The sequence below is a fragment of the Alcaligenes sp. NLF5-7 genome (assembly GCF_024266725.1).
GTDB lineage: Bacteria > Pseudomonadota > Gammaproteobacteria > Burkholderiales > Burkholderiaceae_B > Alcaligenes > Alcaligenes phenolicus.
The window spans coordinates 2,848,516-2,874,472 of sequence record NZ_CP100755.1; the positions used below are offsets into that span (position 1 = coordinate 2,848,516).

The following is a 25,957-nucleotide window of genomic DNA, read 5'->3' on the forward strand; positions in this document are numbered from 1 at the left end:
TGCTTCCAATAGGTTATGGTGCTGGCGTTGCCGGTCCTTGGTTCAGAGACTGTCGCTGTCCTATTTATTTATCTTCTACAAAGCGCATGCGAAAGCGTCGGCCTTTGATGTTGGCGTTGGCAATGCGGTCAAAATATTGACGTGCAATCTTGCGGTCCAGCGCCACGTAGGAACGGGCGTCGGTAATCGCAATCTTGCCAACCTGCTCGCCTTTCAGGCCCACATCGCGGGTCAGGGCACCAAGCAGGTCGCCGGGGCGCAGCTTGTCTTTTTTGCCACCCTGAATTTCCAGCGTCATCATGGGTGCGCGCAGCGGCTCTTTGGACTGAGGGCGCAAGCCTTTCAGATTGCTCCATTTCACTTCGCTGCCCTGGAACTCCTCGATCAACTTCACCCAGCGCTGTTCGCTGCGCGAAACCAGATTCAGGGCCAGGCCTTTCTGATCACCCCGGCCGACCCGACCCACGCGATGGATATGCACTTCGCTGTCTTTGGTGACGTCTACGTTGATGACGGCCCCCAGATTCTGAATGTCCAAACCGCGTGACGCCACATCGGTCGCGACCAGCACGGCACAGCTCTGGTTGGAGAACTGCACCAGAATCTCGTCGCGATCACGTTGTTCCAGGTCGCCGGTCAGAGCCAGGGCCTGGATGCCTTCGGATTGCAGTTCTTCCACCACTTCCTGGCAACGCATCTTGGTGTTGCAGAAAATCAGGGTAGAGGCGGGGCGGAAGTGCTCCAGCAGGGTCACCACGGCAGATAGACGTTGCTCAGGATGAACTTCATAAAAGATCTGTTCGATCTGGCTGGCATCGTGCAGCGCTTCCACTTTGACTTCTGCAGGGTTTTTCAGAAAGCGGGCGCTGAGCTTGCGGATATTTTCCGGATAAGTGGCCGAGAACAGCAGGGTTTGACGGCGTGGTGGGCAGTGCGAGGCAATGGCCACGATGTCATCGTGAAAGCCCATATCCACCATGCGGTCGGCTTCGTCCAGGACCAATGTTTTCAGGGCGGACAAGTCCAGATTGCCGCGCTCCAGATGGTCCTGAATACGGCCCGGCGTTCCCACCACCACGTGCGCACCGTTGCGCAAGGCTTCGGTTTGCGGACGTGAAGGCACACCACCGCACAAAGTCAGCATGCGCACGTTAGGAATCTGGCGGGCCAGACGACGCAGTTCCGTGGTGACCTGATCGGCCAGCTCGCGCGTGGGGCAGATCACCAGGGCTTGCGGAGTCAGCTTGCTGGGGTTGAGGGTTTGCAACAGACCCAGGCCAAACGCGGCGGTTTTGCCGCTGCCGGTCTTGGCTTGGGCGATCAGGTCGCGGCCTTGCAGAATCAAGGGCAGGCTTTGTTCCTGAATGGCCGTCATTTTTTCAAAACCCAGGCTATCCAGGGTTTCAAGCAAGGCGGGCAGAAGGGGAAGGGTACTGAAAGAGGTATGGGGCACGATGGGTGACATCAAAAAGGACTGCAAAATAAAGGATTTAGCGACAGTTTACCGTTTGCGGGCCGATCGCTGGGAAATAGAAAGCAGGGAAGATGGTTGGATGTTGGCAAGCAAGCAAGCAAGCAAGTAAGCAAGTAAGCAGGCAAGCAGGCAGGAAGGTAGTGCAGCTCCTGCGATTTACTGGTTTTCTTGCAAGGCCTGGCGGGGGTGACAGTCAAGGCCAGGGTTCATAGGCCTGCGCTTTATAAACAAACTTCAGGGTAGATGCCGCTACCGCCTTCCGGATCAAGAAATAATTCAAACAAAAAGGGGCTGCTGATGCCGCCCCTTGTTTTTATAACGTGCTGTGCAGGCTGGAAAAAGCTTATGCCTTGCGCGACGCCCCCAGGCGTTCTGACAGGCGATTAGCCAACTTGCGCATGGCTTCTCCGGCACGGCGCTGGGCCGCTTCATCGGCTTCCTGGGTCAGCAAGCTGACGGCCACTCCGGCCACGGCAGCGCGGTTATTGGAGTCAAACACGGCAGCTCCAAAGCAGTGCATACCGTCGCGTACGCCACAGGCGTCCACGGAGTATCCCAGGCGCTGCACATCGTTCAATTCCACCATCAAGTCTTCCTTGCTGCGCGGGCCATGCACGGTAAGCGGTTCGGGCCAGGGGTGATTCAAGGCCTGCTCCAGCTCCGATCCCGGCAAGGTGCTGAGCATGGCTTTGCCGGTAGCGGTATAGACCGCAGGCAAGCGCATCCCGGCACGGAAGGTGAAACCCAGCGGGCGGGTTCCGTTGCGGCAGGCAATGTAGACCACGTCTTCGCCATCCAGAATGGACAGGGTGATGGTCTCTTCAGGCAGGACGCGCATATCGTCCCAAGCGGCAAAAAACTCCTGCGTCAGATCGAGCTGAGACAGGAAGGCATTGGCCCAGCCCATCACGTGTGTACCCAGGGTGAAACTGCCATTTTCCAGCTTACGGATCAGGTGCAGATCCAGCAAGGTGGTGCACAGACCATACAAGGAACTTTTGGGCATACCCAGGCGTTTGACCAGGTCCGTAAATGACAGGGGCTCCGGCGAGGCCGCCAATTCGTCCAGTACGGTGACGGCACGTACTACAGCCGGAACCAGTTTCTTCTCTTCCACTACGACTAACTCCATAACGACACACAGGAAGTCCAATAAGCCCGGATGGACAGGGCTGAACTCTGGGAACAGGGGCAGGGTTCTGTCAGCACAGCCAGAAGCATCTCATAGGGCAATCAGCCTACAGACCAGGCGTACAGGCCCTGAATTAGGCCAGATTTGCTGTCGGGATGCCAACTTTACATTGTGCCTTCAAATGCCCCAAAACAAAAAATACGGTGACTGATGTTATACGGGTAAACCCGTAATCCGATTCGTTGACGTCGCGATTTTTCGGCTCCTATAATTCTATCAAGTTCACTATAAGAGAAACAGGTTCAGCATAATGAACAATATCGCGGCATCATTGATTAGCAAACTGAAGGATCCCAGCCTGGCAAAAGATCAGTCCTGGACCGCTCAGGGTTGGGTCTCGGCAGGCGATGGCAATACCTTCGCCGTTCTTAATCCTGCTACGGGTGAGTGCCTGGCCAATGTCGCCAGCCTGGCCACAGCGGAAATCGAAGCGGTCATCAGCGATGCTGAAGTGGCCCAGCGCGAGTGGAAGGCACGTAGCGGGCACGAGCGTGCCAAGCTGTTGCGCGCCTGGTTCGATGCGCTGGTTGCCAACGCGGACGACCTGGCCACCATCATGACCATGGAACAGGGCAAGCCCTGGGCCGAGGCTCGTGGTGAAGTGCTGTACGCCGCTTCCTTTGTGGAATGGTTCAGCGAAGAAGCCAAGCGTGTATATGGCGACGTGGTCGGCCACCCCCAAGCGGACAAACGCATTGTGGTGGTCAAGCAGCCCGTCGGTGTGTGCGCTGCCATCACTCCCTGGAACTTCCCTGCGGCCATGATTACCCGCAAGGTAGCGCCAGCTCTGGCTGCGGGTTGCAGCATTATTGTTCGTCCTGCCGACCTGACTCCCCTGACCGCCCTGGCGCTGGCCGTACTGGCCGAGCGCGTGGGTATCCCTGCTGGTGTGTTCCAGTTGGTCACCGGTCAATCCCGTGTGGTGGGCGCCGCTCTGACGGAAAGCCCTATTGTGCGCAAGCTGTCCTTTACCGGCTCCACCGAAGTGGGTCGTTTGTTGATGGCGCAGTGTGCTCCAACCATCAAGCGTCTGTCGCTGGAACTGGGTGGTAATGCCCCGTTCATCGTGTTTGACGATGCGGATCTGGACGCCGCCATCGAAGGCGCCATGGCCTCCAAGTACCGCAACAGCGGTCAGACTTGTGTGTGTGCCAACCGCTTCCTGGTGCAAGACGGTATTTACGATCGCTTTGCCAAAGCCCTGAGCGAACGGGTTGCTGCCCTGAAAGTGGGCAACGGTATGGAAGAGGGCGTGGAGCAAGGTCCGCTGATCGAGCAAAAAGCCGTCAATCGTTTGCGCGAATTGATTGATGACGCCGTTGAAAATGGCGCCAGCGTTCTGCAAGGTGGCCAGCCTCATCCTCTGGGCGGCACCTATTTCTCGCCCACCGTGCTGGGTGATGCAACACCGGCCATGCGCGTGGCTCGTGAAGAATTGTTTGGCCCTGTGGCGCCTTTGTTCCGCTTCAAGGACGAAGCCGAAGCGGTCGCGATGGCCAATGACACCGAATATGGTCTTGCTGCCTACCTGTTCACCCGCGACAACGCACGTGCCTGGCGCATGGGCGAAGCGCTGGAGTACGGCATGGTTGGCGTCAATACCGGTTTGATTTCCAACGAAGTGGCTCCCTTTGGTGGCGTCAAGCAATCCGGTCTGGGTCGCGAAGGCTCCCGTTACGGAATCGATGAGTACCTGGAAATCAAATACATGTGCCAGCAGCTGTAAGTTGATACATGCCCGCGCTCAGCGCAGCGAAGGGGGCCGCTCTTATATAGAGCACCCCATCAGCAGAACCCCACAATAAGCTAAATAAAGGAGACGCTATGTCTATCCTGTCTGCAACCCCACGAAAATTGACTTTGGCCCTGACACTGGCCACCGCTGGCCTGATGGCCAGCACGACTGCCAACGCTGATGATGTCAAACCCATCAAGATTGGTGTGGTGACTTTCTTGTCCGGCGCCGCTTCCGGTCCTTTTGGCGTTCCAGCCAAAAATGCCGCTGAACTGACGGCTGCCCAATTGAATGAAGGTAAAGTTCCTGCCCCTTACAACACCAAGGGTCTGGGTGGCGCGCCGATTGAACTGGTTTTCATTGACGAGAACGGCGGCACCGCCAAACAGGTCAGCGAATACCGCAACCTGGTTCAGCAACAGAACGTGGACATCGTGGTTGGCTACATCTCCTCGGGTGATTGCCTGGCCGTGGCCCCCGTTGCTGAAGAGCTGAAAAAACTGACCCTGATTTTCGACTGCGGCACACCGCGTCTGTTTGAAGATGCCAGCTACAAATACGTGTTCCGTCCGGTGGCTCACGCCACCATGGACAACGTGGCTGCTGCCCGCTTTGTGCTGGAGCGCAACCCCGAGTTGAAGAGCTACGCCGGTATCAACCAGAACTACGCCTGGGGCCAGGACGCCTGGCACGACTTTGAAGGCACACTGCAAGCCCTCAAGCCCGGTGTAGAAGCCAAGACCTCGCAAATGCCCAAGCTGGGCGCTGGTCAGTACAACGCCGAAATCTCGTCCTTGATGGCTGCCCGTCCTGAAGTGATTCACTCCAGCTTCTGGGGTGGTGATCTGGAGGGCTTCGTGGTGCAGGCTCTGCCACGCGGTCTGTTCCGCAACACCCTGACCGTGCTGACCGCCGGTGAAACGGCAACACACCGTGCCAATAACCAGATCCCGACTGGCACCATCATCGGTGCTCGCGGCCCGCACGCTGCTTTCGCTCCTGACAATGAATTGAACCGTTGGTTGCGTGCCAGCTACCGCGAACAGTTCAATGCAGATCCTAGCTACCCGTCCTACAAGATGACGCAAACTCTGCTGGGTCTGAAAGCGGCTTACGAAAAAGCCCAGGCTGCCAACGAAGGCAAAACCCCTTCCACCGAACAAGTGGTTACTGCATTCGAGCACCTGACCTTCGAGAGCCCATCGGGCGACGTGACCATGTCTTTGGGTAAAGGTCACCAGGCTGTTCAAGGTACGACCTTGGGCGTGGTGAAAAACGATAAAGGCGTGATCAGCTACACCGACTTGCGTCACTTCAAACCTGAAGAAGTCACTCCACCCGAAGGCGTGAAGTCCATCGACTGGATCAAGGGTGGTCTGAAGTACTGATCCGAGCAGACGTCCTGAAAAGGACGCTGCCCTGACAATCCGGGCATGCAAGACCGTTTTTTGCATGTCCGGTTTTTACCGCCGGGCCGCTCCCAAGGTTAAGGCTCCCTGTAAGGGGGACACCGAAGGCGTCGCAGTGGTATGTGCATTACCGCCCAGTTGCTTGCGAGGTAAAGGCTCCTCCCCCAAGGAGAAGCGCACCAAGCTTGTGGCGTGGTGGCATTTTTTATTCCCTTTCCACAGAAACCGACTATGTCTCTTCTTTCTGCTGCCCTAATAGATGGCATCATGTACGCCGCCTGGCTGTTTCTGGTCGCGGTCGGACTCACGCTGATCTATGGTGTGATGAAGATCCTGAACATGGCCCACGGCAGCCTCTATACCATTGGCGCCTATACCGCTGTCACCATGGTGACGCAGTGGCTCTCCACCGATCAAAGCCCATACGGCAGCTATTTGATGCTGATCCTGGCCGCGCTTATTGCCGGTCTGGTGCTGGGGCTGGTCATTGAATATGGCCTGCTGCGCTTCTTCTACCAAGAAGAACCTGTTGTCTCTTTGCTGATTACCTACGCGGTCTTCCTGATCCTGGAAGATACCGTCAAGCTGGTCTGGGGCGTGGATCCTTATGTGATCGCCGAACCTTATGGTTTGCTGGGTAACGTCGAATTCGGCGACCTGTTCTACCCCACCTACAGCTTTGTGATTGTTGTTGCAGCCATTCTGGCTGGCCTGTTCCTGACCTTGTTCCTGAAGTATTCGCGTCAAGGCCGCATTTTGCTGGCCGTGATTCATGACCGCGAAGTCAGTCAGGCCATGGGCATTAACGTGCAACGCTACTTCCTGCTGACGTTTATTGCTGGTGCCACGCTGGCCGCCCTGGGTGGTGCGCTGACGGCTCCTACCATCTCTGTCGCTCCCGGCATGGGCGTGGAAGTCATCGTGATGGCTTTCGCCGTGGTCGTGATCGGTGGTCTGGGCTCCTTGCCTGGTGCTGCTCTGGGCGCTGTGATTGTGGGCCTGGTGCGCTCTTTTGCCGTGCATTACTGGCCTGAAATCGAACTCTTCTCCATCTACGCGGTAATGGCACTGGTGTTGGCCGTCCGTCCTAAAGGATTGTTTGCTGCCGCCGAGGCCCGAAAGATATGAACAAGACCAACATTACGCTTAAGCAGGGCATGATTGCCCTGGTCATTACGGTGGCCGCCCTGATTGTGGGCTTTGGCCTGCCATCCTGGCAGTTTCTGATCACGGTGGCGCTGGCCAAGGGCCTGGTTGCCCTGGGCGTGGTGCTCTTGCTGCGCTCCGGCCTGGCCTCTTTTGGTCAAGGCTTGTACTACTGCATCGGCGCCTATGGTGTCGGTATGGCCATGAACTACCTGGACTGGCGTGAAGCCGTGATCCTGCTGCCATTTGCCGCTGCTTGCGCTGCGCTGCTGGCCTGGGTTCTGGGGTTTCTGCTGGCTCGCTACCGCGATATTTTCTTCGCCATGCTGAGCCTGGCCCTGTCCATGATCATGTACGGCTTGCTGGTGCGTAACCCCAGCCTGGGTGGCAGTGACGGCTTTAACGTGCACGCGCCTTCCTTCATGTGGGGTGCCTTTGCTGAAACCCTCTCGCGTCCAGGCGTGTTCGTCCTGACCGTGGTTCTGGTGGGTTTTGTGCTGTGGGCCATGCAAGGTTTTCTGCGCAGCCGTGCCGGTCGTCTGGGCCCAGCCATCAAGGACAATGAAATCCGTGTTGAATATCTGGGTGCTTCGGCTTACCGCAATATTCACCTGAGCTACGTGCTGGCGGCGGCTCTGGCTGGTCTGGGCGGTGCCTTGTCCTCGCTGAGCATCGGTCACGTGGACCCTGAACTGGCGTTCTGGACCACTTCGGGCGAGTTCATCTTTATTGCTGTGCTGGGCGGTACTCGTAACGCTTACGCGCCTTTCCTGGGTGCGCTGAGCCTGGAACTGATCCGCACACTGGCTTACCAATATGCTCCTAACACCTGGCAGATTGTCATGGGTGTCAGCATGTTGGCCCTGATTGTGTTCTTGCCCGGTGGCCTGATCAGTATTCTGAACCGTCGCAATGCAGCGGCTACCTCCAACGATTCTTCTTCACCGACAGGGGCCCGCTCATGAGTCAGTCACCCTTGATTTCTGCTAAAGGTTTGTGCAAGCAGTTTGGCGCTGTCCACGCTGCGCGCGATATGACCGTTGATATCCATGCGCAAACCATTACGGGCCTGATCGGTACCAATGGCGCAGGTAAAACCACCTTCGTGAACATGTTGACCGGCTATATGAAGCCGGACTCCGGCAATATCTTTTTTGCCGGTCGCGAGATCACGGGTTTGCCACCCCGGGAAGTGACCCGCATGGGGATCGCCCGTTCTTTCCAGATTCCTCAGCTGTTCACCTCCTTGAACGCCTTGGAAAACGTGGAAATTGCCCTGGGCGTGGCCAAGCAGCCCTTGTCCGAAGCCTGTGCGATTCTGGAGCGTTTCGGCCTGAGCGCCTTCGCCCAGTCCCAGGCAGGCACCTTGCCTGAAGGGATTCGCAAGTTGCTGGACATTGCTTTGGCCATGGTGGCCCAGCCTAAAGTGCTGTTGCTGGACGAGCCCACCAGTGGTGTGGCCAGTGACGAGAAATTTGAAGTGATGGACCGTGTCATGAAAGTGGTTCGTGATGCAGGCGTGACGGTTCTGTTTGTGGAGCACGATATGGAAATCGTGCGTCGCTACAGCGATCGCGTGCTGGCTTTCTACGACGGCACCATTTTGGCCAATGGCACTCCGGACGAAGTGCTGGCCCATGAGCAGGTCCGTGAATACATCATCGGCGAGCCGGTGGGACGCAATAAACAGGAGGCCGATAATGCTGCTTGATGTCAAAAATCTGGATGTACGTATTGGCCCCACCAGCATCTTGCGCCAGGTAAACCTGCAAGTGCGCCAAGGCCAGATCGTGGGCCTAGCCGGTCGTAATGGTGCGGGTAAAACCACGCTGATGCGCACGGTGATGGGCTTGCTGGCTGTGGACAGTGGCTCGGTCATGTTTGATGGTCAGGAACTGGCCAAGATGCCCGCTTACCGTCGCACCAGCCTGGGCATGGGTTTTGCCCCCGAGGATCGCAAACTGATCCCCGAACTGAGCGTGGAAGAGAACATCCGCCTGCCCGCCTGGGCCTTGAAATCCCAGGACATTGAAGAGCGTCTGGATCGCGTCTGGCGCATCATTCCCGAGTTGAAAGTATTTGGCCCACGCCGCGCCCTGCAATTGTCGGGCGGTCAGCAAAAGCTGGTCGCCATTGGCCGAGCCTTGATGACGGCTGACAAGCTGCTTTTGCTGGACGAGCCTTTTGAAGGCGTTGCTCCTGCGCTGTCCAAGCGTATTGCAGAAGTGGTGGGCGAGTTGAGTAAAGAGGGCTTCAGTGCCTTGTTGTCCGGTGCTGACTTGCAGCACGCAGGCAATGTGATTGATTACACCTACCGGATGGACCGCGGCCGTATCGAAGTACCGCAGCCCGCCATACCATAAGGAGAAAGCCCATGTCGGCATTCGAGTTCAGAACCACCCCCGCTATTTATGTTGAAAGCGGAGCCGCTGCCCGGCTCGGTCAGATCCTGCGCAAGCGCTACTCGCAAGAGCGCGTTTGTCTGGTGACTGACCGTTTCCTGCACGAAAGCGGCTTGCTGGATCCTGCCCTGGCTGATCTGAAAGCCAACGGCTGGACCGTGCAAGTGATTGACGATGTTATTGCCGATCCTCCAGAGCACATTGTTTTGCAGGCAACGGAGCGCGCTCGCCAGGCCAAAACGGAAATCGTTGTTGGCCTGGGTGGCGGTTCGTCCATGGACGTGGCCAAATTGCTGGCCGTCCTGCTGGCGTCAGACCAGCCCCTGCAAGAGATGTACGGCATTGATAATGTGCGCGGCTCGCGCCTGCCCTTGGTGCAGATCCCGACCACGGCGGGAACAGGCTCGGAAGTGACGCCTATTTCCATCGTGACCACCGGCGAAACCACCAAATCCGGCGTGGTGGCTCCCGAGCTGTACGCAGACCTGGCCATTCTGGACTCGGAACTGACATTGGGCTTGCCACCGCGTATCACTGCGGCGACGGGTATCGACGCCATGGTGCACGCCATCGAGGCCTACACCAGCCGTATTTTGAAAAACCCGCTGTCGGACAATCTGGCCAAACAGGCCCTGCGTCTGATTGGCAGCAAGCTGGTGCACGTTTGTCGCAACGGCCAGGATGCCGAGGCTCGCCAGGACATCCTGCTGGGTGCCACGTTGGCTGGTCAGGCTTTTGCGAACGCTCCCGTGGGTGCCGTACACGCATTGGCTTACCCGATCGGCGGTATTTTCCACGTGCCACACGGCTTGTCGAATTCGCTGGTCCTGCCACACGTTCTGCGTTTCAACGCTCCGGCTGCAGCCCCGCTGTATGCCGAACTGGCTGAAGTGCTGATCCCCGGCATCCAGGGGGATGAAGCCTCCAAGACCGAGGCCTTCATCAACTTCATGGAACAGATCGCCATTGATACCGGCATCGAGCGTCAACTGCGCGAAGTCGGCATCAAGGAAAGCGACCTGCGCCGTATGGCCCAGGAAGCCATGAAACAAACCCGTCTGCTGGGCAACAACCCCCGCGACGTGACTGAAGACGACGCATTCGCTATTTACAGCGCCGCGTTCTGATAGACCGCTAACAGCGGAAACCTTTTAGCCTGAGTCCGGTGCTGTGCCGGCTCAGGTTTTTTTTCGTCTGCTCAATGGGGGGCTGCAACGACGCTAATAGAGATAGGGAAGAGAAATAGGAATGGGGAGTTAAGCTTCTTGATGGCGCGAGTTCCGTTTTATGCGGCAGGGCAGCGGTGCCGCGTCTGCCTGATGCGTGTCAGAACGAGCGATAAGGACGTAGCTGAGGCTAGGCTGCTTGCTTGTACAGGTCGGTTTTTGGGTTATCAAGGTTATGCTATTATTAATCATCATAAATAACCTTCAAGGAGTCTATCCATGAGCGTCCTGGTAAGTAGTCCCAGCGTCTCGACCCTGGTGGGTACGCCCAAAGAGGTTAAGGTAAGTTTGGGCAAATCCAAGGCAGAACAAGTGCTGGTGCTGGCTTTCGATCACATCAAACCGGCCGCCTTCAAGGCTTTGGCAGAGAACTTCACCAATGTGGCCTCGTCCATGTTCGAGGTCTTGCAAGAGCGTCAGGACAAGGAGTCGCTGGAGCGCCTGGCCGAAGTGCTGGTGCCGCGCACGCCCCCATCGCCCCGTTTGTTGAAAGAAGCTGCCATGCTGGTGCAGGCCCGCAAGGCCGTACTGGAAAGCGGGGACTGGCTCAGTGCCGCAGAAGTGGCGCAACTGGCAGGATTGAGCACACGCAATCCCAGTGCCCAGCCCAACAAGTGGAAGAAGCAGGGGCAGATTTTTGCCATCAATCATGGTGGTGTGGATTATTTCCCCGGCTACGGTCTGGACCCGGACACCAGTTTTCGTCCCGCCAAACCCTTGGCGCAAGTGCTCGACATTCTGGCCGGGCATAAAGACAGCTGGGGCATGGCCTACTGGTTCATGTCCACCAACAGCTTCTTGGGTGGCAAGCGCCCGCAGGACTTGTTGATTTCTGCGCCGGAAAAGGTCATCGCCGCTGCGCAAGATGAAGTGCAAGCCGTGACTCATGGCTAAGCCTGCGGCTCTGGATAAAAAGCACATCCCGGCGGAGGGGGTATCGGTAATCCCCGTTCCGGACGGTGAGCTGCGCTTGACCTTGATGGACTGGCCCAAAGGGCAGTTACTGCATCGCGTTCATCAAGATAAATATTTGGCGACTCAGTTCAATCCGGGCATGCAGGGCAATGCGCGTTTCAGTCCGATTCAGGATGAGCAGGGCAAGCCGATTCCCACCTTGTACGGTGGCACCAGCCGCGATTGCGCCATGATGGAGACTGTCTTTCATGACGTTCCGCACGCCGCAGGCTTTAAAAGCTATGACAAGAAAAAGTTGTTGGGGCAGGTGCATTCCACCGTGCTGCTGAACGCGCCTTTGGTGTTAGTGGATCTGGCCAGCGTTTCGCTAAGGAAGCTGGGTGTGACACGCAAGCAACTGATCGACACTGAAAAAGATCAATATCCGGCAACCCGCCTGTGGGCTGCCGCGATTTATCAGCAATGCCCCCAAGCCCAAGGCTTGTGCTGGGTGTCCCGGCAGGACGATTCGGCGCGAGCTGTGATGCTCTTTGGGAATCGCATCGTCAAAAGCGTCTTGAAAGCCCAGGGCCCATCGCAGAGCTTGAGCGAAGATCCGGTTAGCTACGATGCCGTGCTGGATCTGGCCGAACGGATTGGGGTGGTGATCGTTCCAGGTAGTGCCTAAGTAATCGATATCTTCAGGCCTAACGTCTGCTTACAAGAGCGGCTCTATCCGGTACTGAGAGACGGCTCTTCACCGTACTAAACTAGCCCAGTTTTGCAGGGCATAGTCTGGGCTTTCCTTTTATGGCCTGATGTCGTCAGCAATGGTGCTTTCCATATGCTGTCATTGTTGAATCGACTGCTTTTTACTCTCCATGACCGCGATCTCACTTTCTTCCTTACAAAACCGGCGGACGCTGACCTTGTGTTTGGCCGGTGCAGTGCTGGGCCTGCTTGAATGGGTGGCCTTCAGCAATTTGATGATGGCGCCTGCGCCGCGCGAGCATATCTGGGTGTCCTTGCTGTTGGCCGTAGGAATCTTTGGGGTGGCGTCTTTCACCTTGCTGATGCACGTCGCTGTGCGCAAGGCCTTGCTGGTGTCCCTGGGGCTGGGAGTGGCCAGCGCGGCGCTGATCTTGCAGGCGCAAGGGGGATATGCTGAGGTCGCCCTTTTTTGGCGGGCCCCGCAGATGTGGGTGGCAATGGGGCTGCTGGCGACTATTACTCTGCCATTTCTTGCCATTCTGGTAGAGCGTCCACGCGATTGGGCTGATTACCGTCGCCTGTTCGAGCTGAGTTGGTCCATGGTGTGTTCCTGGGCCGTCGCATTGTTCTTCTGCGGCCTGGCCTGGGGCGTGCTGATGGCGTGCCATATGTTGCTCAGCTTTGTCGGCATCACCCTGTTAGGGGATGTTCTGCTGGAACCCACGGTTGCGGCTGTGGTGTCTGGTGCTTTGGTGGGAGCCGGTCTGGCTCTGGCCTCGGACTCGGATGGTGGCTATCTGTCCCCCATTCTGTTGCTGAAACTGCTGCGTTTGCTGACCCCTGTTTTGCTGGTGGTGATGGTGGTGTTCATCGTCGCCTTGCCCTGGCGTACGGGTGAGGGCTTGCCACTGGCCGCCCTGTGCGTGGCGGCTGTTCTGGGGGCGTCGACTTTGGTGTCTTCTGTTGTTGCGGACGAGGACACGAATGCCAGCGCAAACCCTTTATTGCGCGCCTCGGCCCGTTTACTGGGTTTTGTCATGCCCGTGCTGGCAGGCGTTGCCTTGTGGGCGATTTGGGCGCGGGTTGCTCAATATGGTTGGACCCCCAGTCGTGTTCTGGTCATGACAGCAGCGCTGGTGGCAGCGGGCTATGGTTTGAGTTACTTCTGGGCTGCCTGCCACCCTCAACACTGGATGGCGCGAGTACGCCGTTCGAATGTGGGGATGGCGTTGGCCCTGATAGTGCTGGCCATTATCTGGCTGCTTCGCATCGGCTCTCCCGAAGCGATCTCGGCGGCTTCGCAAGTGGCCCGGCTGGAGGCCGGCACGCTAAGCGCGGATGACTTCCCGGATACGGAAATGAGAATGTATTGGGGGCTGCCAGGGCAAAAGGCCGTGGACTATGTGGTTGAGAAGAACTTGCTGGTCGGGAAGTCCGAGGATAAACCTGAGGAGGCTGTGCCGGATCAAGAGCTCGAAGTCTGGGACATCGGTGAGGACAAGGCGCGGCAGATGCTCTTGGGCTCCTTGCCCAGCTCTCCGGCTGACCATCCTTTACGTCAGTCCTTTATCGAAACCTATCCAGGTTGGGACATCGCCTATCTGGCCAAGGCTTGCGAGACTCGAACGCCGGGTAACCACGCCGGTTGCTTGCTGGTATTTGTGGATTTGTTGCCGGGCGAAGCGGGAGACGAAGCGATTGTTCTGTCGGTCAACAACCCCATGAATAATGGTGCTGTCTTTGTGCAGACCGCTAATGGGGAATGGGAGAAGGCGACCGCTTTCACGCCCGGTTTGTCGCTGGATAATATGGGCGCCGTCATTGATGGCATTCACGCCAAGGGAGCGGTCATTGAGCCCGCGCCTTTCAGTGTCTTGAAGTTGCCGGACGGCGGCTTTATAGGTGCAGCTCAGCGCCCTTGAGGGCAGGGCGCTGATAGAGCGATCAGTGGTGATGCCTTTGGTTTGAAGGCATCACGGCTGGGCCGCAAGTCGCAGAGCAGGCTTCAAGGAGGCGGCCAGCATCTGCCCGTGGTTCAAGTCGCTGAAGTTTTCGTAGCTGACGTTCAGCCCTGCATCCTGCAAATGCTTGGCCATATCCTGTGCGGACCATTGAGCCGCAGCATTGCTCATGGAGGTACTGCGGCGCTGCCCGCCCACCATGATGGCAATGCGCTTGTCCTTGGCCAGCGTTGTATCAAAAGCCTGAGCCGTCTTGACCAGAATCCCGTCATACCACCACAGGGAGGGATCGCCCGCCACGTAGCGCTGGTACAGATCAGGATGGGTGAACAGGGTGTGCAAGGCGAACAGGCCGCCGTAAGAGTGGCCCCACAGGGTCTGGCGGGAGCGATCAATAGGCTCACGTTCTTCCACGGCAGGCTTGATGTGGGTTTCTATATAGTCCAGAAAAATATCTGCACCGCCGCCTGAACGGCCCCGTACTTCCACAGGTTTGCTGACGCCGTTTTCCGTAACGGGAGGCGTGTAGTCGAAGGCGCGGGCAATCACATCGTGGCGCGCTTCGGTGTCGTAGCCAATGGCAACCAGGACCGGGGCAGACAAGGCGCTGATGGCTTTCAGGTCGTCCACATCAATACTGGCCATGGCGGCATTGCCATCCACCATATAAATCACCGGATGACCGCGTGCGGGGGCGGGACGGTTGGGCGTGCCTATCTGTATTTTGTAGTGCCGCTTGCCGTCTTCCGAGGACATGATCAGCGTCTCGAAGCGGTACAGGCTTTGTTGCTGGTCCACGATGGAGGGGCCGGCTGCCTCGTTCCAGGGGCGCTGGGTTTGCTGGGCGTGGGAGGGAAGTGTGAACGCCAGGCAGAGCGTGGCGGCACTGATCAGAAAGCGGGGCAGGGAGGTCATTATCAAAGTGTAGGGCGATAAGGTAAGTTGATAATGATTATTATTACATCCCGCGGCCGCTGTAGTGACGAATCAATTTATACAGCTGGTAAGTCGCGATGCTGCTAAAGAGCAAAGCGGGGACAGACCAGACTGCTCCCCCACTGATCAGGTTATTACCTTCAGGCCCATAGCAGCTTGAAGAAGCGGCTTGAATGCAGTCGCGATACTGGTAATAGCGTTCGTAAAATAGCCACCAGAAAAAGAGAGCAGCGATGGTATGGATTATAAATTTCATGCTGGTTCAGCGTACAGAGACAGGCTTGCCCGCCAGTCTATCCCGATAGCGCAGGTTTCATGACGGCAAGGGTAGAAATATAAAGCCGCCATATAATTGAGAATGTGTGCTATTCTCATGTGGCCTATTTCACCCTTTCCTGCCATCCGCGCCATTAAAGAATTATTTGCGGGCCTGGCTCGGGCTGCTTGCTCCCACACTCCTATGATCAGATTTACGGTATCGGACTTTGACCGACTCGGTAGTCCGACGGGTTTTCGCTATTGCTTGCCGGATTACAACGGTCCCAAGCAGGACATGGAGCAGGTTTGTATTGCCGAAGGGCGCGTGCAGGAATACGAGGTCCGGCCCGGCATGAAGATGGTGCTTTCAGACATCATCACTCACCACCAATACCAGGCGACCTCTTTGGCCGCGCCGCAGTTCTCGGCCATTGTCATGTTGCAGGGTCGGGCGCAGACTCAGCTCGCCAGCCAGAAAACGGTCAGCATGATGGCTCAAAGTGGGGCCACCATTGCACATGCGGACGCGGTGGCCATGACAGGAACTCATCCTGCTGGGCAGCGTCTGCGTGGCTTGAACATCACTTTACATACGCTTGACAGCTTGGCTGACTCACCCTTGGGAGAGATGCTGGCCAACGTCATGGGTTCTTCGCGGATACGATTGCAACGCTGGGCGGTGCCCCCGCATTTGTTGAGCGCGATCGATCAGTTGATAGACAGTCCCTGGCAGGGCACCTTGCACAATCTGCTGCTGGAGGGTGTCAGCCTGCAAGTGCTGGCTCATGCGCTGGATGGCCTGGCCCGAGAAACAGAAAAAGATTCTCCCGTCTCCGCGCGCGACCGGCAATTGCTCGAACGTGTCAGAGAGCGCCTCTACCATTCGCCTGGCGAGGACTACACCTTGGCAGATCTGGCCAAACTGGCCTGCATGAGTCCCAGCACTTTGCGGGTGAAGTTTCAGGCGGTCTATCAATGCTCGGTATTTGGCTGGCTGCGTGAGCGCAGGCTGGAACTGGCGCGAGAGTATCTGGCACAAGGCTGGAGCGTACAGCAGGCAGCGCACTATGTAGGCTATCGCCATGCCACCAACTTCGCCACGGCATTCCGTGAGCGCTATGGCATCTCACCCAGCGAATTGAACTAGGCCGTCCCGTCATTGCCCAAAGTTCTTCAAGCATTGCGCATTCCCCGACGGTGCTTGCATCGCTCATGCTGAAAGACCCTGCCCCTTGTGGGCCGCTTCTTTTTGTATGTGACTGTGCCGCCTTTCCTGCTTCCTCCGTATCCCTTGATGGTCTTGATGTTGGGCCTGCTGGCCTGCGTGGCACCGGCCACCATTGATGCCTATTTACCTGCATTCAGCGCTCTGGAACAGGAATTCAATGTGCCGCCACACAGCATGCAGCAGACCCTGGGTGTGTATATGTCTGCGTATGCGGCCATGTTGCTCTTGCACGGTACCTTCTCCGATGCCTGGGGACGCAAGCCAGTGGTGCTGGTTTCCTTGCTGGTTTATGTGGCAGGTTCTGTGATGGCGGCTGTAGCGCCCAGCTTCTCGTTCTTGTTGGCGGGCCGTGTCCTGCAAGGTTTGTCCGCCGGAGCCGGTCTGGTCATCGGGCAGGCCATGGTGCGTGACTGCTATCAGGGGCAGCAGGCGCAGCGCACATTTTCTTATATCGTGCTGGTGTTCAATGTCTCGCCCGCGCTGGCGCCGATTGTGGGCGGGCAGTTGATCGCCCATCTGGGCTGGCGCTCGGTGTTCTGGATGCTGGCCGTATTGGCCGCGCTGGCGGCTTGCTTGTGTGCGCTGCGCCTGCCAGAGACCTTGCCGACGTCCAGACGTCAGCCTTTGGTCTGGTCGCAGTTGCGGGTCGAGCTATGGCTTTTGTTGCGCAATATCCCTTTTATGGGGATGAGCCTGGCTTTGAGCTTGTTGATCGGTGCGCAGGCATTTTTGATTGGTGCCGCGCCTGATTTCATTACCCATACCTTGAAGCTGCCCGAGACCGCGTTTGCGGCCTTGTTCGTGCCCTTGGTGATTGGGGCCAGTGCGGGAGCCTTGGCCTCGGCCCAGCTCTCTCTACGTTGGGAGGCGCGCAAGCTGATTACTTGTGCCTATGGCTTGATGCTGGGGAGCTGCCTGGCCTATGTCGCCTACCTGGCACGTGCTGCAGAACCCGCGTTGCTGTGGGCGGTCGGGTTGCCGGCATTCTTTGCCGCCGGGCTGGCCATGCTGTTTCCGGTGATGACCATGCAGGTCTTGGCGCAGGTTCCCGCACGCGCAGGGCTGGCGGCTTCCTTGCTGGGGTTTTGTCAGATGGCTACCTTTTCCCTGGTCAGTGGCTGGTGCGTACCTTGGGTTTACGGGCAGCCTGTGCGCATGGCGGCCGCGATGCTGTTGGCCGTAGTTGCCAGTCTTGTCGCTTGGCTTTGGCTGCAAAAGCGTGCAGATCGGGCCGTGTCATAGGCAGGACTGATGTTTGGCATAGCGTTTTTGCGTTTATGAATACATCGCTCTCAAGCATGAAGATGATAATTGTTCGCATCTAAAACCTTTGCTGAGATCCACCTTCATGTTTGCCGTTTCTTCCAGCTCTGCTCGCCTGCGAGTGCGTTTGCTGACACCTCTTACTCGCTCCGCCATGCTGCTGGCGGCCGCGGGCAGCCCAGCCTGGGCACAGGACAAGGCTCCTGATCAATCCCCCGTGGAGCTGTCCACAATTACGGTTAAAGGCAATCGAGATCCGGGGGTGACCGAAACCAGCCAGTCCTACACCACCAAGGCAATGAGCACAGCCACGGGTTTGTCACTGTCCATTCGTGAAACACCGCAGTCGGTCAGTGTGGTGACCCGCCAGATGATGGAGGATCGCGGTATGCAGACGACGGCTGATGCCCTGCAAAGCGCCCCGGGTATTTCCGTGACGCGTAGCGATACCAACCGTTATTCCTTTTCCTCGCGTGGCTTTGGCATCGATAACTATCAGTTTGATGGCTGGACCCAGCCTGTGCTCTCGCCCTGGGCTTTTGGTGAAAGCAATCTGGACCTGGTGGTGTTTGATCGGGTTGAAGTGGTACGCGGTGCGACAGGTTTGATGACGGGGGCGGGCAGCCCCTCGGCCTCGGTCAACTATGTACGCAAGCGTCCCTTGCGTGATTTTGCAGCATCGGGGGGCGTGAACGTAGGCAGCTGGGACTTTGCCCGTGGTTATGCCGATGTTTCCACACCCATTACCGAAGATGGCCGTATTCGCGGGCGTATTGTGGGGGCTTATGGCAAGGCCAATAGCTACACCAGTTTGCAGGACACCAAGACGCGCACCTTGTATGGCGTGATTACGGCTGACCTGATGCCCGGCATGGAATTGACTGGTGGAGTGGCCTATCAGTCCAGCTCGAACAATGGCTTTGGCAGTGGTTTTCCGCTGTTCTATAGCGATGGTTCGCGTACAGACTTCAAGCGCTCTGTTTCCAACAATACGGACTGGTCGCGCATCGAGAATGACACCACCACGGGCTTTCTGGATTTGAGCCATCAGTTCGCCAATGACTTGAAGCTGCGCCTGACTTATAACCAGTCGCACACCGATGCATCCATGAAGCAGATTTTCCGGGGCGGCTACCCGGATCGGGAAACCGGCTTGGGTACTGCCAACTCCTATTCCTATTACAAGGGGGATGTGCGTCGCAAGGCATTCAATGCCTCTTTGTCCGGCCCCTTCGAGCTGTTCGGTAAAGAGCATGAGTTCTCTGCGGGCTGGATGATGTCCCAGGACCGCGTCTCCTTCCCGCAGTATCGCGCCCTGGCACCTTTGCCGGATGCGGGCAGTTTTTATCAGCCGGGCCGCGTGCCCGAACCCGTGTGGTCAGGCGAGCCCTCCCAGGCGGATGACATGAACAACAGACAGTCTGGTGCCTATGCCGTGGGGCGTTTTGCCTTGATGGATAATCTGCGCTTGATGGTAGGTGGACGCTTGAGTAACTGGGAGACGGACCAGAGCTACTTTGGTGCCAAACGCCAGTATCGCAACCGCAATGAGTTCATCCCTTATGCCGGCCTGATCTACGACTTTGACGACACCTACACGGCTTACGCCAGCTATACGGAAATCTTCAAACCGCAGAACGCCCGCAACGAACAGGGTGATCTTCTGGCTCCCATCACGGGTAAAAGCTACGAACTGGGCTTGAAGGCCGCCTGGCTGGATGGCCGCTTGAATGGGGCGGTATCCGTGTTCCAGACCCGCCAGGACAATCTTGCCGAAGCCACTGGCAATAATGTGATCGGCGCGCCGCCCAATACCCCCGCCTATCGCCCCGTGTCGGGAGCCAAGGTAGAAGGCATCGAGCTGGAGCTGGGCGGTGAGTTGATGCCCGGTTGGAACCTGGCCAGCAGCTTGACGACCTTCACGGCCAAGGACGCACAAGGCAAACCCATCAACACTAGCAAGCCACGTACTTTGTTCAAGCTCTACACCACCTATCGTTTGCAGGGCGATTGGCAAGGGCTGACAGTGGGTGGTGGTATCGACTGGCAAAACCGCATGTACCAGGATGCGACCGCACCGGGCCGTAAAGTGGTCAAGGTAGAGCAGGGCAGCTATGCCATCGTCAACCTGATGGCGCGCTATGACTTCAACAAGCGCATGTCCGCCACGCTGAACGTGAATAACCTGTTCGACAAGACGTACTACTCGCAGATCGGGTTTTATAACCAGGGCTGGTATGGGGCGCCCCAGAACGTGATGCTGTCCTTGCGGGCGCAGTATTAAGAGAGAAAGGTGCAGGCAGTAGAGCCTGATGCAAAAGTCTGCTTGCCATCGCCAAGCAGGCTTTTTTATTGGAAGCGGATAGGTTGCTTGCTGTATCTCGGACACCGAGATCTTGTCGCCCTTGAGCTACAAGTACAGCGCTGTCGGTCTGCTTTGAGGCCTGCGGGCTACAAAATCAGGACACCAAAGCCAATAAATCAGTCACCCCAATATCGACACCTGCCTGATACAACAAGGTGCTGGCCTGACCGCGATGGTGAGTCTGGTGATTAAAAAAGTGCGTCACTAAAAGCGCAAAATCCTTCTCCATACTCTGGCCCGCCATATTGCTGTAGCGTAGCGTTTGGCCCAGTTGCTCCGGTGTCAGCGTGGCGGCCCAATCAATAATGATCCGGTCCAGCTTGTGACGGTACTGATTCAGTTCTGCCAAGGTGTCGAACAACTGCTGGTCCAGTGCACGTGGCTTGGCAAATACGCCGATTTGCTCGCGCAAGACGTGGGCATCAGGATGCTCGGCAAAGCGGTGCAGCCAGACGGTGTCCCCCACCGCAATGTGCATCATGGTCTTGAACAGCGAACCGAAGAAAGTCTCACGTTCCTGATGCAAGTCCTGCGCTGAAAGACTGGCCGCTGCATCGTAAAGACGGCGGTTCATCTGGTTGTTGTAGGATGCCATGCGGATGGCGGTTTGGGGTGTCATGGAGTGCGTTGTCAGGGGCTGGAGTATCGTGATTATTTCTTCAAACAGGCAGCAGGAGCAAGACGGAATCTTGTCTTTGCCTGTCCTGACTTGCCCCAATGTCAAAGCGCTTGACCTGCAGATAGGTAGTCAGCTACATTTCAGCCGTGGTGATTATTTGGTGACGCGATGTTTGAACTCAAGGACCTTCCCAGTTACGACACATTGGTAACGCTGGGAGCCGAGTACAGCAATCCGGATGTGGATGGCTTGCATACCTGGTTGATCTGGGCTTCTGCCACCAGCGAGATGTTGTCTGCGTTTGAGGCCAATCTTGATCGGACAAGCGGTTTGTCTCAGACCCAGTTCTTTGTTCTGATTTTGCTGAAACGCAATCCAGAGGGGCTGAGTATTGGTGTACTGGCCGACGGGGTGTCGGTGACGTCGCAAACCATGACACGCATTATTGATCGCATGGAAGCAGCAGGCCTGTGTGATCGGGAGCAGCACCCACAGGATCGTCGTGCCTGGGTGGTTCGATTGACCGAGCACGGGGCACAGGTGCTGGGCCAAGCCTTGCCAGCGCATTATGTGTGGGTTGCCAAGCTGATGAGCCATTTCGATGAATCAGAGCGGGAGATGCTGATTCGATTGATGTTCAAGATTAAGCAGGAAGGCGTGTTGCCCAAGACAAACGGCGGATAGTTGTCTGCCGTTTTTTTTAAACAGATATGTAGCTTACTGTATAACAGCCAGGAACATTAAAGATGAATGTATCCGCACATGAAGAGGGATCTGTAGGTACGGGCCTGCGGGCATTGATGGTGATCTGTGCCTTGTCCGTCGTCTCTTTGCTTTATCTGCCTTTGCCGGTGCTTGCCGTCCTGGAGCAATCCTACGGGGTGGGTGCAACAGGCATGGTCAGCAGTTTTGGGTTTGCCTACGCCTTGGGTTTTCTGATTTTTGGACCGCTGTCGGATCGCTTGGGGCGCTGCAAGGTCATGGTTGGCGGCTTGCTGGCTTTGGCCGGACTGACTGCTTTGCTGGCGGTGGTGCAGTCACCTGCCGCCATTGTTGTTGGCCGGCTGTGTCAGGGGCTGGCTGCTTCTTCATTTCCTCCGGTGGCGATTGCCTATCTGGCAGGGCGGGGCAGTCCACGACAGAGGATGTGGAGTGTTGCCTGGATGAGCACCGCCTTTTTGTCGGCAGGCCTGCTGGGGCAAATATATGGCGGCTTGATTGCCGGTCGTTGGGGGCTAGGAGCGGCTTTCTTGCCCTTGAGTGGCATTTTCATGCTGACGGCATGGCGCTTATGGCGCAGAGCGGCTGATGAGATGGAGTCGCAGGGCCTGCACGGTTTTCTGCGCAATTACCGATCGGTGGGCCGACTGCTGGCCAACCCCGGATTGCTGCGTGTCTATGTGCCGGCCTTCTTTCTGCTGCTGTGCTTTGTTGCCTTTTATATGACGCTTGATAGCAAGCTGGCTGCGCAGTTCACACAGTTGGGCCTGTCTCCCATGATGACGCGCGCTCTGGTTGCCCCTGCCTTTTTGATGCCTTTATTGGTGGCGCTGGTCATGCCCAGAATGGGGCCTCAGCGAGTACTGAGCGCTGGCCTGGTGTGTGCTGCCACCGGCCTGGCACTCAGTGCGTTAGCCGGACAGGCCCATCCTTTGGGACTGCTTGGAGCCAGTTTCATCTTTGTGGCTGGGATTGGTATCAGTGTGCCGAGCCTGATCGCTCGAGTAGCCGGGCTAAGCGAATTGTCAGTGCGAGGTTTGGCGGTATCGCTTTACACCTTTGTGCTGTTCATCGGCGCAAGCCTGGGGCCTTGGGTGGCTCAGCAGATTGCGGCCTGGCCTTTGGAGGATACGTATTTATTGCTGGCTGGCTTGCTGGCAGGATGTGCGATCTATGCCCTTAGTGGATTAAGGCGCAGTGAGGTGCTCGTTAACAAGCAATAAGAAAAAAGACAGCTATCACGGAAAGATGAGAAGGGCTCAGTTAATAAGTGCCTTTGCAAAACATCAGCGTCAAGAATTTTTAAGGGAGAGTAGAAAAATGGAAGTACTTATTGTTGTTCCGAAGGGCTTTGACCGCTTTGCTCAGAATGAAAATTTATTGCTGTATGAGCGTCTGATGAAGCTGTTGCATGACGAGTCTCCTGAACGTGGACCGTTGGCTGGCCGGCAGTTGATCGCTGGCCAGGGTTTGAGTCAGGAGCAGGTCAGTCATGCCTGGTTTGTAGGTATCAGTAAAGGCCTGCTTCAGGAGTTCAAGCATTGGCACACATGGCGAGGGAAGCGCCTGGCTGCCAAGCCCCTGGTACATAAGCATCGCCCGGAAAACACTCTGATTTCCGTACCTGAAGTTGCGCAAGATGGTGGCTTTATTGCGGACTTGATGCTGGATGATCGGAACGAGCTGATGCTGGACCATCTGACTGGACAGCATGTGCAGGGAATGGTGCTGACAGAGGCGTGCCGTCAGATGTTTTTGGCGGTAACGGAGCGGTTTTGCCTGGAAGACTACCAAGCACCCAAGCGCTACTTTGTGATCAACACGATGACGATGCGGTTTCAGGCGTTTGCGTTTCCTTTGCCCGCTCAAATCCGCTATCACGTTCTGGAGCAGAAAAAGCTCAGGGCGGATCGGGTCTGGTTCCATGCTGACATGAATATTTATCAGGGCGGTGCAGTCGTTGCAGGTATGGAAGTCAAGTTCACGGTCTTTGATGATGTGCTGATTACTCAGAAGGAAAACCAGTTGGCCGCCAGTGTTGTCCAGCAGTATGTCAATGAGTTGGGCATGCTCAATGCCCAGAGCGATGTCACGGATGATGTCTCTGCCTTTCTATCGAATCAGGCAACGGCTTCTTGCCCAGAGCAAGCCTTGCTGTAGAGCGATTACGGTTTTTTGAAAGATCGTCGACCAGGATTTTGTCCTGGTCGAACTTAAGGAAAGGCAGGGGATGGGAACAATTCAATTTGCATTTTTTGATGTTGATGAAACTCTCATCAACATGAAAAGCATGTTCAGTTTTCGCAATTACTACTGGTGCAAAACGCTTGGACAAGAGGGCGGTGAGGCTGCTAGTCAAGAAGCTGAGCGGCGAATGCGTGGACAGATTGCCGATGGTACATCCAGAGACGAAATTAATCGCTTGTTCTGGCATGTGTTCAAGGGCTGCAGACAAACTGATTTACAAGCAGCGATAGCAGACTGGCATCAGCAAATGCGCCAGCAAGAGAACTACTACATTCAGCCAGCCATCCAGGCTTTGCGGGAGCATCAGCGCAATGGCGTTCAGCCTGTGTTTGTATCTGGCTCCAGTTGCGACATTCTGCAGCCCCTGGCTCGAGATCTGGACGTGCGCTATGTGCTGGCTAATCAGTTGGAGATTCTCGCGGGCAATTACACCGGTGAAATCATGGGAATACAGACCATTGGCGAAGGGAAGCGGCGAGCCGTTCAACGGTTTCTGGAGCGTCAGGCAGGATGCGCTGCGGATTGTTATGGGTACGGCGATCACATTTCTGATCTGCCCATGCTGGAGCTTGTCGGTTTTCCGCGGGTGATAGCAGGAGACCCGAATTTGATGGGTATAGCACAAGAGCGTGGCTGGCCCATCTTGAATCATTATTCCTTGTGATGAGGTAGGGATTATGTCGATACGTCTTATTGCGTTTAGTCGTTTGCTGATCCTGGGTGGCTTGGCTATGTGGTTGTCGATTGCCGTCATTAACAACGTCACGGATTCCGGGACTAATCGTTTACTGCTGAGCCATACGCTTTCTATGGATTTGGTGATGGCGGAGGAGCTGCTGGGTGCAGGCTTGTTGTGGAGGGCTTGGTCGGCGCAGTGGGCTCCGGTGGTTTTATATGTGGTGGCTGCTGTCCAGCTGACTTGTGCCATCTTGCTGTGGTGGGCCGCCCTCTCTTATGCAAAGGCTTTCTGGGTGCAAAAGGCTTGTGTTCTTTTACGTGCTCGCAATCGCGCGGTACTGGCTTTGAGCCTGTTTGTTTTTTTGTGGTTGTTTTTCATCTGCGGCGGTTTGTGGTTTGGGTATTGGCTCAAGCAGGGGCCAGTCCAGATGGTGCACTTTAGCTTGATCGTGATTGGCTTATGCGCTCTGAATTATGTTCAGACGCAAGCTGTAGAGCAAGGCCGCGCGCTCTAGCTCTTTAGACCTGTCTTGGTTTTACGGCCTTGAGTTACCAGCTGGAAAACTTGGCCGTTTTTCTGAAAGCTGATTTTGAGAACGGGCCCATGAAGTTCGTTTTCTCTAGCGTGATGCTTTCTTTTCACAGGAGTCCGCCTTATGCGAGTCCATCTTTCTTTGCCATCCTTGTTTGCCGCTTTGATGATGCAAACGGCCTGGGTTTTTCCTGCTCAGGCTCAACAGAATGTCCTTTCCATTTCGGAGAATGCCATGAGCACGCTTGCCAGCCCTTCTATTGATGCCTTTATTCCGGAAACCCATGCCCAGGTCATGAGCCGTCAGGTCAGTGCGGATGGTGAGGCCGTTGTGTTGACGCGCTATGAGCGCAAGGACGGACGTAATGCCGGTCTGGAAGGCGAGCACTTTAGTTCGGTAATTGCGCCGTCAGGTCGCCTTAAAGGTTTTGCCAATATCTCTCTGGACCTGGTGGGCCGTCCTTTGCCAGACAGCCAGCGCAGTGAGGAAATCGCACGTGCGTTCCTGCAGCAGTATGCTCCTGACTTGTTGCCTCGCATGGAAATTCATTGGATCGACAAGCATGACGAGCCGATTCGTGTGGAGCGTAATGGCCGTATGGAGACGGTCACCTTGACCGGGATGAAGGTGAAGGCTCGCAATCTGGAGGATCGTCTGTGGTTCTGGGTGATTGTGGGCCCGGATGAGCAACCTATGATCTTTGAACGTGACATCACATGGATTACCTTTCCCGGGCATAGGCAAACTGAAAAATGGCTGCATGACAGCTGGCTGAAGAAGCAGCCCAAGGAGAGTTCGAGTGGTTCCAAAGTGGGCTAAGGGCCTGCGCGGTGGGATCTGAATAGAACAGGGCGCGACTGCTTGCGGTCGCGTCTTTTTCGTCGGAGTACGTTTTTTTTTGCAATAAAGGCAGACAGCCAGCCCCGGACTTTTCCTGCGTGCCTTGGCAGGCTTTATTTC

The 25,957-nt window shown here is 56.4% G+C and carries 23 protein-coding genes; 19 read left to right on the plus strand and 4 right to left on the minus strand.

Annotation, left to right across the window (positions count from 1 at the left end; all coding sequences use genetic code 11):
* Positions 1–64: 64 nt before the first annotated feature.
* The gene (gene dbpA / locus MID00_RS13055; protein WP_031232692.1) at positions 65–1,453 is read right to left on the minus strand and encodes an ATP-dependent RNA helicase DbpA; all 1,389 of its coding nucleotides are present in this window, start codon (positions 1,451–1,453) and stop codon (positions 65–67) included.
* 364 nt (positions 1,454–1,817) lie between these two features.
* Positions 1,818–2,606: an IclR family transcriptional regulator gene (locus tag MID00_RS13060; RefSeq protein WP_031232690.1), complete on the minus strand. Its 789-nt coding sequence runs from the start codon at positions 2,604–2,606 to the stop codon at positions 1,818–1,820.
* Between the two features lie 310 nt (positions 2,607–2,916).
* Between MID00_RS13060 and MID00_RS13065 the strand changes: the two genes are divergently transcribed.
* The 10 genes from MID00_RS13065 (at position 2,917) to MID00_RS13110 (ending at position 14,111) form a co-directional block, all read left to right on the plus strand.
* A complete protein-coding gene (locus tag MID00_RS13065; RefSeq protein WP_254498931.1) occupies positions 2,917–4,392 on the plus strand; it encodes an NAD-dependent succinate-semialdehyde dehydrogenase in 1,476 nt (491 codons plus the stop codon).
* A 98-nt stretch (positions 4,393–4,490) separates the two neighbouring features.
* The gene (locus MID00_RS13070) at positions 4,491–5,789 is read left to right on the plus strand and encodes an ABC transporter substrate-binding protein (protein WP_009459234.1); all 1,299 of its coding nucleotides are present in this window, start codon (positions 4,491–4,493) and stop codon (positions 5,787–5,789) included.
* Between the two features lie 252 nt (positions 5,790–6,041).
* Positions 6,042–6,938: a branched-chain amino acid ABC transporter permease gene (locus MID00_RS13075; protein ID WP_031232688.1), complete on the plus strand. Its 897-nt coding sequence runs from the start codon at positions 6,042–6,044 to the stop codon at positions 6,936–6,938.
* Positions 6,935–7,921: a branched-chain amino acid ABC transporter permease gene (locus MID00_RS13080; protein ID WP_021446921.1), complete on the plus strand. Its 987-nt coding sequence runs from the start codon at positions 6,935–6,937 to the stop codon at positions 7,919–7,921. The genes MID00_RS13075 and MID00_RS13080 overlap by 4 nt, the downstream gene beginning before the upstream one ends.
* Positions 7,918–8,667: an ABC transporter ATP-binding protein gene (locus tag MID00_RS13085; protein WP_254498932.1), complete on the plus strand. Its 750-nt coding sequence runs from the start codon at positions 7,918–7,920 to the stop codon at positions 8,665–8,667. Before MID00_RS13080 ends, MID00_RS13085 begins: the two co-directional genes overlap by 4 nt.
* A complete protein-coding gene (locus MID00_RS13090) occupies positions 8,657–9,319 on the plus strand; it encodes an ABC transporter ATP-binding protein (RefSeq protein WP_009459228.1) in 663 nt (220 codons plus the stop codon). The genes MID00_RS13085 and MID00_RS13090 overlap by 11 nt, the downstream gene beginning before the upstream one ends.
* Before the next feature lie 11 nt (positions 9,320–9,330).
* Positions 9,331–10,485, plus strand: coding sequence for an iron-containing alcohol dehydrogenase (locus MID00_RS13095; protein ID WP_026484785.1), 1,155 nt, complete (start codon positions 9,331–9,333; stop codon positions 10,483–10,485).
* Positions 10,486–10,803: 318 nt separating this feature from the next.
* The gene (locus MID00_RS13100; protein ID WP_254498933.1) at positions 10,804–11,478 is read left to right on the plus strand and encodes a hypothetical protein; all 675 of its coding nucleotides are present in this window, start codon (positions 10,804–10,806) and stop codon (positions 11,476–11,478) included.
* On the plus strand, positions 11,471–12,166 hold the full coding sequence (locus MID00_RS13105; RefSeq protein ID WP_009459224.1) for an RES family NAD+ phosphorylase: 696 nt from the start codon (positions 11,471–11,473) through the stop codon (positions 12,164–12,166). The genes MID00_RS13100 and MID00_RS13105 overlap by 8 nt, the downstream gene beginning before the upstream one ends.
* Positions 12,167–12,359: 193 nt before the next feature.
* Entirely contained in the window at positions 12,360–14,111 is a 1,752-nt protein-coding gene (locus MID00_RS13110) for a DUF4153 domain-containing protein (RefSeq protein ID WP_254498934.1), read from the plus strand.
* 51 nt (positions 14,112–14,162) lie between these two features.
* Here the strand turns inward: MID00_RS13110 and MID00_RS13115 are convergent, their stop codons facing one another.
* Positions 14,163–15,065, minus strand: coding sequence for an alpha/beta hydrolase (locus tag MID00_RS13115; protein WP_254498935.1), 903 nt, complete (start codon positions 15,063–15,065; stop codon positions 14,163–14,165).
* A gap of 481 nt (positions 15,066–15,546) precedes the next feature.
* Between MID00_RS13115 and MID00_RS13120 the strand changes: the two genes are divergently transcribed.
* The 3 genes from MID00_RS13120 to MID00_RS13130 all read left to right on the plus strand — a co-directional run bounded on the left by MID00_RS13120 (position 15,547) and on the right by MID00_RS13130 (position 20,119).
* Positions 15,547–16,491 carry a helix-turn-helix transcriptional regulator gene (locus tag MID00_RS13120; protein WP_254498936.1) on the plus strand — a complete coding sequence of 315 codons (945 nt, stop codon included), beginning with the start codon at positions 15,547–15,549 and terminating at the stop codon, positions 16,489–16,491.
* Between the two features lie 147 nt (positions 16,492–16,638).
* A complete protein-coding gene (locus MID00_RS13125; protein WP_254500301.1) occupies positions 16,639–17,814 on the plus strand; it encodes a Bcr/CflA family efflux MFS transporter in 1,176 nt (391 codons plus the stop codon).
* A gap of 106 nt (positions 17,815–17,920) precedes the next feature.
* Positions 17,921–20,119, plus strand: coding sequence for a TonB-dependent siderophore receptor (locus MID00_RS13130; protein ID WP_254498937.1), 2,199 nt, complete (start codon positions 17,921–17,923; stop codon positions 20,117–20,119).
* A 175-nt stretch (positions 20,120–20,294) separates the two neighbouring features.
* Here the strand turns inward: MID00_RS13130 and MID00_RS13135 are convergent, their stop codons facing one another.
* Positions 20,295–20,819: a DinB family protein gene (locus MID00_RS13135; RefSeq protein ID WP_254498938.1), complete on the minus strand. Its 525-nt coding sequence runs from the start codon at positions 20,817–20,819 to the stop codon at positions 20,295–20,297.
* Positions 20,820–20,987: 168 nt separating this feature from the next.
* Here MID00_RS13135 and MID00_RS13140 point away from each other — a divergent pair, with 168 nt between their 5' ends.
* From MID00_RS13140 to MID00_RS13165, 6 genes are all read left to right on the plus strand, one after another.
* Positions 20,988–21,503, plus strand: coding sequence for a MarR family winged helix-turn-helix transcriptional regulator (locus tag MID00_RS13140; RefSeq protein ID WP_009459754.1), 516 nt, complete (start codon positions 20,988–20,990; stop codon positions 21,501–21,503).
* A 62-nt stretch (positions 21,504–21,565) separates the two neighbouring features.
* Positions 21,566–22,762 carry an MFS transporter gene (locus MID00_RS13145; RefSeq protein WP_254498939.1) on the plus strand — a complete coding sequence of 399 codons (1,197 nt, stop codon included), beginning with the start codon at positions 21,566–21,568 and terminating at the stop codon, positions 22,760–22,762.
* 97 nt (positions 22,763–22,859) lie between these two features.
* A complete protein-coding gene (locus MID00_RS13150) occupies positions 22,860–23,699 on the plus strand; it encodes an AfsA-related hotdog domain-containing protein (RefSeq protein WP_009459752.1) in 840 nt (279 codons plus the stop codon).
* Positions 23,700–23,769: 70 nt separating this feature from the next.
* Positions 23,770–24,450, plus strand: a complete 681-nt coding sequence (locus tag MID00_RS13155) for an HAD family phosphatase (RefSeq protein ID WP_254498940.1) — start codon at positions 23,770–23,772, stop codon at positions 24,448–24,450.
* A 13-nt stretch (positions 24,451–24,463) separates the two neighbouring features.
* Complete coding sequence (locus MID00_RS13160; RefSeq protein WP_009459748.1) at positions 24,464–24,979, plus strand: DUF2165 family protein; 516 nt, start codon at positions 24,464–24,466, stop codon at positions 24,977–24,979.
* Between the two features lie 141 nt (positions 24,980–25,120).
* Complete coding sequence (locus MID00_RS13165; RefSeq protein ID WP_009459746.1) at positions 25,121–25,816, plus strand: hypothetical protein; 696 nt, start codon at positions 25,121–25,123, stop codon at positions 25,814–25,816.
* Positions 25,817–25,957 lie beyond the last annotated feature (141 nt).

Bases quoted from the DNA above. Each gene is read 5' to 3' on its own strand.
- MID00_RS13060 (WP_031232690.1), bottom strand. From the start codon at position 2,606: ATGGAGTTAGTCGTAGTGGAAGAGAAGAAACTGGTTCCGGCTGTAGTA.
- MID00_RS13065 (WP_254498931.1), top strand. From the start codon at position 2,917: ATGAACAATATCGCGGCATCATTGATTAGCAAACTGAAGGATCCCAGC.
- MID00_RS13070 (WP_009459234.1), top strand. From the start codon at position 4,491: ATGTCTATCCTGTCTGCAACCCCACGAAAATTGACTTTGGCCCTGACA.
- MID00_RS13075 (WP_031232688.1), top strand. From the start codon at position 6,042: ATGTCTCTTCTTTCTGCTGCCCTAATAGATGGCATCATGTACGCCGCC.
- MID00_RS13080 (WP_021446921.1), top strand. From the start codon at position 6,935: ATGAACAAGACCAACATTACGCTTAAGCAGGGCATGATTGCCCTGGTC.
- MID00_RS13085 (WP_254498932.1), top strand. From the start codon at position 7,918: ATGAGTCAGTCACCCTTGATTTCTGCTAAAGGTTTGTGCAAGCAGTTT.
- MID00_RS13090 (WP_009459228.1), top strand. From the start codon at position 8,657: ATGCTGCTTGATGTCAAAAATCTGGATGTACGTATTGGCCCCACCAGC.
- MID00_RS13095 (WP_026484785.1), top strand. From the start codon at position 9,331: ATGTCGGCATTCGAGTTCAGAACCACCCCCGCTATTTATGTTGAAAGC.
- MID00_RS13100 (WP_254498933.1), top strand. From the start codon at position 10,804: ATGAGCGTCCTGGTAAGTAGTCCCAGCGTCTCGACCCTGGTGGGTACG.
- MID00_RS13105 (WP_009459224.1), top strand. From the start codon at position 11,471: ATGGCTAAGCCTGCGGCTCTGGATAAAAAGCACATCCCGGCGGAGGGG.
- MID00_RS13110 (WP_254498934.1), top strand. From the start codon at position 12,360: ATGACCGCGATCTCACTTTCTTCCTTACAAAACCGGCGGACGCTGACC.
- MID00_RS13115 (WP_254498935.1), bottom strand. From the start codon at position 15,065: ATGACCTCCCTGCCCCGCTTTCTGATCAGTGCCGCCACGCTCTGCCTG.
- MID00_RS13120 (WP_254498936.1), top strand. From the start codon at position 15,547: ATGATCAGATTTACGGTATCGGACTTTGACCGACTCGGTAGTCCGACG.
- MID00_RS13125 (WP_254500301.1), top strand. From the start codon at position 16,639: ATGGTCTTGATGTTGGGCCTGCTGGCCTGCGTGGCACCGGCCACCATT.
- MID00_RS13130 (WP_254498937.1), top strand. From the start codon at position 17,921: ATGTTTGCCGTTTCTTCCAGCTCTGCTCGCCTGCGAGTGCGTTTGCTG.
- MID00_RS13135 (WP_254498938.1), bottom strand. From the start codon at position 20,819: ATGACACCCCAAACCGCCATCCGCATGGCATCCTACAACAACCAGATG.
- MID00_RS13140 (WP_009459754.1), top strand. From the start codon at position 20,988: ATGTTTGAACTCAAGGACCTTCCCAGTTACGACACATTGGTAACGCTG.
- MID00_RS13145 (WP_254498939.1), top strand. From the start codon at position 21,566: ATGAATGTATCCGCACATGAAGAGGGATCTGTAGGTACGGGCCTGCGG.
- MID00_RS13150 (WP_009459752.1), top strand. From the start codon at position 22,860: ATGGAAGTACTTATTGTTGTTCCGAAGGGCTTTGACCGCTTTGCTCAG.
- MID00_RS13155 (WP_254498940.1), top strand. From the start codon at position 23,770: ATGGGAACAATTCAATTTGCATTTTTTGATGTTGATGAAACTCTCATC.
- MID00_RS13160 (WP_009459748.1), top strand. From the start codon at position 24,464: ATGTCGATACGTCTTATTGCGTTTAGTCGTTTGCTGATCCTGGGTGGC.
- MID00_RS13165 (WP_009459746.1), top strand. From the start codon at position 25,121: ATGCGAGTCCATCTTTCTTTGCCATCCTTGTTTGCCGCTTTGATGATG.